Raw genomic sequence first — 7,743 nt, forward strand, 5'->3', positions numbered from 1 at the left:
GGCCCCTTCGGGAAGATCCACGGCCCCGGCCGAGTTGGTGGAAGCGTGAACGATTCCGGGATGAGTGTGCGTGAGGTCGCCGTGGTGGTGATCGGCGCCGGGCAGGCGGGCCTGTCCAGCGCCTTTCATCTGCGGCGCACCGGCTTCGAACCCGAGCGGGACTTCGTGGTCCTCGACCACGCCCCCCGTCCGGGTGGCGCCTGGCAGTTCCGCTGGCCGTCGCTGACGTACGGCAAGGTGCACGGGATGCACTCGCTGCCCGGAATGGAGCTGACGGACGCGGACCCTGCTCGCCCGTCCTCCGAGGTCATCGCGGAGTACTTCGACACCTACGAGCGGACCTTCGACCTGCGGGTGCGGCGGCCGGTCGACGTCAAGGCCGTCCGGGAGGGCTCCGACGGGCGGCTGCTCGTCGAGACCGACGACGGGGTGTGGTCGACCCGGGCACTGATCAACGCGACGGGTACCTGGGACCGGCCGTTCTGGCCGCGCTACCAGGGCCAGGAGACCTTCCGTGGGCGCCAGCTGCACACGGCGCAGTACCCCGGCCCGGAGGCTTTCGCCGGCAAGCGCGTGATCGTGGTGGGCGGCGGCGCGTCCGGCACGCAGCACTTGATGGAGATCGCCCCGTACGCGGCCGCCACCACCTGGGTGACGCGACGGCCGCCGGTGTTCCGCGAAGGCCCCTTCACGGAGGAGTACGGCCGGGCCGCCGTCGCGCTGGTGGAGGAGCGGGTCCGCCGGGGGCTGCCGCCGCGGAGCGTCGTCTCGGTGACGGGACTGCCCCTGAACGAGGCGATCCGGCAGGCGCTGGCCGACGGCGTGCTGGACCGGGAGCCGATGTTCGACCGGATCACCCCCGACGGTGTGGCCTGGGACGACGGCCGTCGCGTCGACGCCGACGTCATCCTGTGGGCGACGGGCTTCCGGGCCGCCATCGACCATCTGGCGCCGCTGCGGCTGCGCGAGCCGGGCGGCGGCATCCGCGTCGAGGGGACCCGCGTCGTCGCCGACCCGCGGATCCATCTCGTCGGATACGGGCCCTCGGCGAGCACCATCGGCGCCAACCGCGCCGGGCGCTCCGCGGTACGGGACATCAGGCGGCTGCTGGCGGAGGAGCCGGTCGCCGCCTGACGCCCCGCCGGGGCGGCTCACTCGGTGGGCGTGGCCGCGGCTGCGTCGGAGGAGTCGCCCGTGGAGGAACCCTCGGAGACATCCGAGGAGTCACCCGCCGAGGCGCCTTCGGAGACATCCGAGGAGTCACCCGCCGAGGCGCCTTCGGAGCCGTCCGAGGAGTCACCCGTGGAGGAACCCTCGGAGACGCCCGAGGAGTCACCCGCCGAGGCACCCTCGGAGGCACCCGAGGAGGCGCTCGTGGAGGCACCGGGGGATGCGCCCGCGGAGGCCGACGGCGACGCGGGGGCTCCGGAGGACGCCGACGGCGCGGCGGGGGACGAGGGGACCGCGCTCCTGCGATACGCGTTGAACTCGGCGACGTTCTTCAGGTGTTCCTCGTAGTCCGCCGTGAAGCGTGTGTCGCCCGGCTTGACGGTCACGAAGTACAGCCAGTCGCCCGCGGGCGGACTGACGGTGGCGTGCATCGCCTCCTCGCCCGGGTTGGCGATCGGCGTGGGCGGCAGCCCCATGCGCTGGTAGGAGTTGTAGGGACTGTCGACCGCGGTGTCGTTCTGCGTGGTGTCCAGGGTGGACCGGTTCAACCCGTAGTTGATCGTCGAGTCCATCTGCAGCGGCATGCCCCGCTCCAGGCGGTTGAAGACGACCCTGGCCACCTTGCCCATGTCCGCCTTGGTCGCCGCCTCGGCCTGGACGATGCTCGCGATGGTGATGGCCTGGTAGAGGTTCATGGCGTTGCGCTGCGCCCCGGCGGCGATCGGCGCCTTGTTGAACTTCTGGTTCGCCGTGTCGACCATGTACTTCAGCAGCGACTCCGGGGTCGCCTTGTCGCCGATGGGGTACGTCGCCGGGAACAGGTACCCCTCGGGGTTGCCCTCGGCGTCGTTCGGCAGCTTGAGCTTGGCCTTCCCGATGGCCTGTTTCGTGGTGCCGGAGGGCACCTTGAGTGCCTTGTCGACGGCCTCGTAGACCTGGCCGGCACGCCAGCCCTCCGGGATGACGAGGGTCCTCGGCTTCTCGTGACCGCCTGCCCCCAGGGTCAGCAGCGGCACCGCCACGGCGGTGGCCGCCACGACGGTTCCCGTCGCGATGAGGGCGGCCCGGCCCCGGCGCGTCAGTCGGATCGTGCTCCGTGGCGGAGTGTTCGTCTCCATGCGGGCACGGTAACCCGCAGATCACCACAAACCCGGCATATCTTCATTTTGTCGGCTCCCGTCAGGTTGTCGGCTCCAATTGGGCGTCCCTTCGGACAAGGGCGGCGTACCGGCCGTCCAGGCCGAGGAGTTCCTCGTGGGTGCCGCGCTCCACCGTGCGCCCGGCGTCGAGAACCACGATCTGGTCAGCGCCCCGGACGGTCGACAGCCGGTGCGCGATGGTGAGCGTGGTGCGGTTCGCCGACAGGGCGTCGATGGCCTCCTGGACGGCGTGCTCGGTGCGGGTGTCCAGGGCGCTCGTCGCCTCGTCGAGGATGAGTACGGGCGGGTCGCGCAGGATCGTGCGGGCGATGGCCAGACGCTGCTTCTCCCCACCGGAGAACCGGTGGCCGCGCTCGCCGACGATCGTGTCGTACCCGTCGGGGAGGGACGCGATGTGCTCGTGTATCTGGGCCGCGCGCGCCGCCGCGTACAGCTCCTCGTCGGTCGCGTCCGGCTTGGCGAAGCGCAGGTTCTCGGCGACCGAGGCGTGGAAGAGGTAGGTCTCCTGCGACACGACACCGACCGCGCGCGCGAGGGTGTCGAAGTCCAGGTCGCGCACGTCGACGCCGTCGAGGGTCACGCGTCCGCCCGACACGTCGTACAGCCGGGGCACCAGGTGGCTCAGCGTGGACTTGCCCGAGCCGGTCGGGCCGACGACGGCGAGGCTCCCGCCGGCGGGCACGGTGATGTCGATGCCGTCGAGGATCGGTCCGCTCCTGCCGTCGTAGCGGAACACGACGTCCTCGAAGCGGATCTCGCCCTTGACCTGGTCGAGGTGGACCGGGCGCTCGGGTTCGGTGATGTCGATCGGCAGGTCGAGGTACTCGAAGATCCGCTGGAAGAGGGCGAGCGAGGTCTGGATCTGCACGCCCGTGGAGAGCAGGCTCACCGTCGGCCGGAACAGGCCCTGCTGGAGCGAGACGAAGGCGACGAGCGTGCCGATCGATATGGACGGGCCGCCCATCTGCAGGGCGATGCCCGCCGTCCAGTAGATGACGGCCGGCATGGCGGCCATCACGATGCCGATGACGGACATGCGCCAGCGCCCCGCCATGTTCGACCGCACTTCGAGGTCGACCAGACGCTCGGACTCGTCCGCGAAGGAACGGGTGAGCGAGTCGGCGCGGCCCATGGTGCGGCCCAGCAGGATGCCGCTCACCGAGAGCGACTCGGTGACGGTGGCGGCCATCACGGCCATCTGCTTCTGGCGCTGCGTGGTGATCTTCTTGCGTTCGTTGCCGACGCGTCGGCTGATCCAGACGAACACCGGCAGCAGGAGCAGCGAGACGACGGTCAGGCGCCAGTCCAGGGCGACCATCGCGACGATGGTGGCGACCACGCTCGTGAGGTTGGAGACGAGCGACGTGGCGGTGGAGGTGACGGTCGCCTGCATGCCGCCGATGTCATTGGCGATGCGCGACTGGACCTCGCCCGTGCGGGTCCGTGTGAAGAAGGCGAGGGACATGCGCTGGAGCCGGCCGTACACGGCGGTGCGCAGGTCGTGCATGACGCGCTGGCCGACCGTCGTGGAGATGAGGGTCTGGAGCACGCCGAAGACACTGGTCAGGACCGCGCTGAGGATCATGCCGAGCGCGAGCAGGCTGAGCAGGCCGGTGCGGCCCTCGGGGATCGCGACGTCGAGGATCTCCTTCAGCAGGAACGGCGTCGCGACGGAGACGAGTGACGCCGCCCCGACGAGCAGGCCGACGATCAGGAGCCGGCCTCGATAGGGCCGGAAGAGTTTCAGGATGCGACGCACCTGCCGCGGCTGTTCCATGTCGGCAGGTGCGGGGGTCCAGGTGGGTTGGTCGGGATGCATGGGCTCCTACGGGAGGTGAGAGGTCGATGACGAACGGAGCGTAGCTCATTGTTACCTATACTCACAATGAACGGCATCCTGATATTGTTCCCTCATGACCACCCCCGATGCCGACGGCCTGCTCGCCGAGCAGTTGCTGCGGCTGACGCGCCGCGTGCACCGCATCCAGAAGCGCCATCTGGAGCAGCGGGAGCTGGGCATCACTCCGGCCCAGTCCAGGCTGCTGCGCACCCTCGCCCACTACAGCGGACCACCCCGCATGGCCGATCTGGCCGAGCGCCTGGAGGTGGTGCCGCGCGCGGTCACCACCCTGGTCGACGGTCTGGAGGCGAGCGGCAAGGTGCGCCGTGTGCCCGACCCCACCAACCGCCGCGTGATCCGCATCGAGGTGACCGACGAGGGACGCAAGGCGCTGCGGGAGCTGCGCGCCGCGCGCCGTTCGGCCGCGGAGGAGATCCTGGCTCCGTTGACGGACGAACAGCGCGACGTGCTCGGCGGCCTGCTGAACACCCTGGTGGACGGCGTGCCGCACACGGAGCACCGCTGCTGAACCAGCTCGTGAGGAGTGGTGCGCGATGCCCCTGCTGGAGCCCCGGCACGACACGCTGCGCCCCGTCGCGCGCCCCGAGACGCCCGCGCCGGACCGGGTCCCGGAGGACCGCGCCGGGGGCACGCCCGAGCCGCTCCGGGGCGAACTGACCGCGCTGCTGGGCGCCGAGAAGGTGCTCACCGGGATCTCCGACCTCGTGCGTTACGCCTCCGACGCCAGCCCCTACCGCTTCGTGCCCCGGGTCGTCGTGATCGCCGAGGACATCGACGACGTCTCCACCGTGCTGTCGTACGCGCACGGCAAGAACCGCGAGGTGGTGTTCCGCGCGGCCGGGACCTCGCTCAACGGGCAGGCACAGGGCGAGGACATCCTCGTCGACGTCCGCAGGCACTGGACGGGAGTGGAGGTCCTCGACGGCGGCGCCCGGGCCCGCATCGCGCCCGGCACGACCGTCGCCCGCGCCAATGCCGCGCTCGCCCGTCACGGACGCGTGCTGGGCCCCGACCCGGCGAGCGCGATCGCCTGCACCCTCGGCGGGGTCGTCGCGAACAACGCCTCCGGCATGACGGCCGGCACCACCCGCAACGCGTACCGCACCCTCGCCTCGCTCACCTTCGTGCTGCCGAGCGGCACGGTCGTCGACACGGCCGACCCGCAGGCCGACGACCTGCTGGCGCACGCCGAACCCGCGCTGTGCGCCGGTCTGCTGGAGCTCAAGGAGGAGATCGCGTCCGACCCCGCGCTGGTCGCCCGCATCCGCGCCAAGTACACGATCAAGAACACCAACGGCTACCGCCTCGACGCGTTCCTGGACGGCGAGACCCCCGTCGAGATCCTGCGGGGCCTGATGGTCGGCTCCGAAGGCACGCTGGGTTTCATCTCCGAGACCGTCTTCGACACACTGCCCCTGGACCGGCGGGTCACCGCCGGGCTGTTCTTCTTCCCCTCGCTCCCGGAGGCTGCGGCCGCCGTGCCGCTGTTCACCCGGGCCGGCGCCTCGGCCGTCGAGCTGATGGACGGCAACACCCTGCGCGCCTCCGTGAGCGTCGCGGGCGTGCCCGCGGACTGGGCCGAACTGCCCGGCCCGACCACGGCCCTTCTCGTGGAGTTCCGCACCCCGGACGAGTCCCGTCAGCAGGCCTGCGAAGAGGCCGCCCGCAAGGTCCTGGACGGGCTCTCCCTGGTCTCCCCCGTGGCCTCGGTGACGAACGTCCTCACCCGCGACCCGGGGGCCATCGCGGGCCACTGGAAGGCCCGCAAGGCGTTCGTCACGGCAGTCGGGGGCGCCCGTCCGTCGGGGTCCACCCTGATCACCGAGGACTTCGCGGTCCCCCCGGAGCGGCTGGCCGAGGCCTGCGAGGCGTTGCTCGAACTGCAGACCCGGCACGGCTTCGATGCGGCGGTGGCCGGTCACGCCGCCCACGGGAACCTGCACTTCCTGCTCGCCTTCGACGCGTCCCACCCGGCGGACGTCCGGCGCTACGAGGCCTTCATGGACGACTTCTGCCGGCTGACGGTCGAGCGTTTCGACGGCTCCCTCAAGGCGGAGCACGCCACCGGCCGGAACATCGCGCCGTTCCTGGAGCTCGAATGGGGGCCTCGGGCCACGGAGTTGATGTGGCGCATCAAACGGGTCGTCGATCCGGACGGTGTGCTGGCCCCGCGCATCATGCTCGACCGTGATCCGCGCGCCCATCTGCGCGGCCTGAAGACCATCCCCCGGGTCGAGCCGGTCGCCGACCCGTGCATCGAGTGCGGCTTCTGCGAACCGACGTGCCCCAGCCAGGATCTGACGACCACACCGCGCCAACGGATCGTGCTGCGCCGCGAGATGATGCGCCAGCCCGAGGGCTCCCCCGTCGAGGACGGCCTCCTGGAGGCCTACGGCCACGACGCCGTGGACACCTGCGCGGGCGACTCGACGTGCAGACTGGCCTGCCCCGTCGGCATCGACACGGGCGCGATGATGCGTGACTTCCGGCACGCGCGGCACTCCCCGCGCGAGGAACGGGCGGCGGCCCTGGCCGCACGCCACTTCCGGTCGGTCGAGGCGGCGGCGCGCCTGGCCGTCGCCGCCGCGGACCGGATCGACGACAAGTGGGTGACCGGGGCGACACGCGCCGCACGCAGGGCCGTACGACCGGATCTCGTGCCCGAGTGGCTGCCCGGAATGCCGGGAGCGGCCCCCGCGAACCTGCCGCCCACCGCGCGCCTGGGGGCCGCCGCCGTCTACTACCCGGCGTGCGTCAACCGCATCTTCGCCGGACCGGGAGACCTCTCGCTGGCCGAGGCCGTCGTCGCCGTCTCGGCGCGCGCCGGAAAGCCCGTGTGGATTCCGGACGATGTGGCGGGGACCTGCTGCGCGACCATCTGGCATTCCAAGGGGTACGACTCGGGCAACAGGGTCATGGCCAACCGGATCGTCGAGGCGGCCTGGGGCTGGACCGCGGGCGGCGCGCTGCCGCTCGTCGTGGACGCCTCCTCCTGCACGCTCGGCATCGCCCACGAGGTCGTGCCGTATCTGACCCCCGAGAACCGCGCCCTGCACGCCGAACTCACCGTCGTCGACTCGCCGGTCTGGGCGGCGCGCGATCTCCTCCCCCACCTCACCGTGCGCCGCACAGTCGGCTCGGCCGTGCTCCATCCCACCTGCTCCATGGGGCACTTGGGAGACGAGGAGCAGCTGCGGGCCGTCGCGGAGGCCTGCGCCGACGAGGTGGTCGTCCCCGCCGATGCCGGTTGCTGCGCCTTCGCGGGCGATCGCGGCATGCTCCACAAGGAGCTCACCGAATCGGCCACCCGCAAGGAGGCCGAGTTCGTGCGCTCGCGTCCCTTCGACGCGCACCTCTCGGCGAACCGCATGTGCGAGGTGGGGATGGACCACGCGACGGGCCGCGGCTACTACTCCGTTCTGCTGGAACTGGAGCGCGCGACCCGGCCGACGGCCGACGACGCCTGACCTGCCCCGCGGTTCCACCGGAAACGGGACGCGCGAATCCGCCGTTCCCCGGGGCCCGTTGATCAACGGGCCCCGGGGAACGGCG

Annotated in this window: 4 protein-coding genes and 1 pseudogene; 3 read left to right on the plus strand and 2 right to left on the minus strand. The window is 71.5% G+C overall.

What is annotated here, in order from left to right; translation table 11 throughout:
- Positions 1-60 precede the first annotated feature (60 nt).
- Complete coding sequence (locus ABEB03_RS14065; RefSeq protein WP_345647292.1) at positions 61-1,134, plus strand: NAD(P)-binding domain-containing protein; 1,074 nt, start codon at positions 61-63, stop codon at positions 1,132-1,134.
- A 302-nt stretch (positions 1,135-1,436) separates the two neighbouring features.
- Here the strand turns inward: ABEB03_RS14065 and mltG are convergent.
- A pseudogene (gene mltG, locus ABEB03_RS14070) lies at positions 1,437-2,288 on the minus strand (endolytic transglycosylase MltG); the annotation flags it as partial.
- 61 nt (positions 2,289-2,349) lie between these two features.
- Positions 2,350-4,149, minus strand: coding sequence for an ABC transporter ATP-binding protein (locus ABEB03_RS14075; RefSeq protein ID WP_345647295.1), 1,800 nt, complete (start codon positions 4,147-4,149; stop codon positions 2,350-2,352).
- Positions 4,150-4,243: 94 nt separating this feature from the next.
- On the opposite strand from ABEB03_RS14075, the gene ABEB03_RS14080 reads away from it, so the two are divergent.
- Both ABEB03_RS14080 and ABEB03_RS14085 read left to right on the plus strand, forming a co-directional pair.
- Complete coding sequence (locus ABEB03_RS14080) at positions 4,244-4,699, plus strand: MarR family winged helix-turn-helix transcriptional regulator (protein ID WP_095932678.1); 456 nt, start codon at positions 4,244-4,246, stop codon at positions 4,697-4,699.
- A 25-nt stretch (positions 4,700-4,724) separates the two neighbouring features.
- Positions 4,725-7,658 carry an FAD-binding and (Fe-S)-binding domain-containing protein gene (locus ABEB03_RS14085; RefSeq protein WP_345647304.1) on the plus strand — a complete coding sequence of 978 codons (2,934 nt, stop codon included), beginning with the start codon at positions 4,725-4,727 and terminating at the stop codon, positions 7,656-7,658.
- Positions 7,659-7,743: the final 85 nt, after the last annotated feature.

It is taken from the genome of Streptomyces siamensis (assembly GCF_039543605.1).
In the GTDB taxonomy this organism is placed as follows: domain Bacteria; phylum Actinomycetota; class Actinomycetes; order Streptomycetales; family Streptomycetaceae; genus Streptomyces; species Streptomyces siamensis.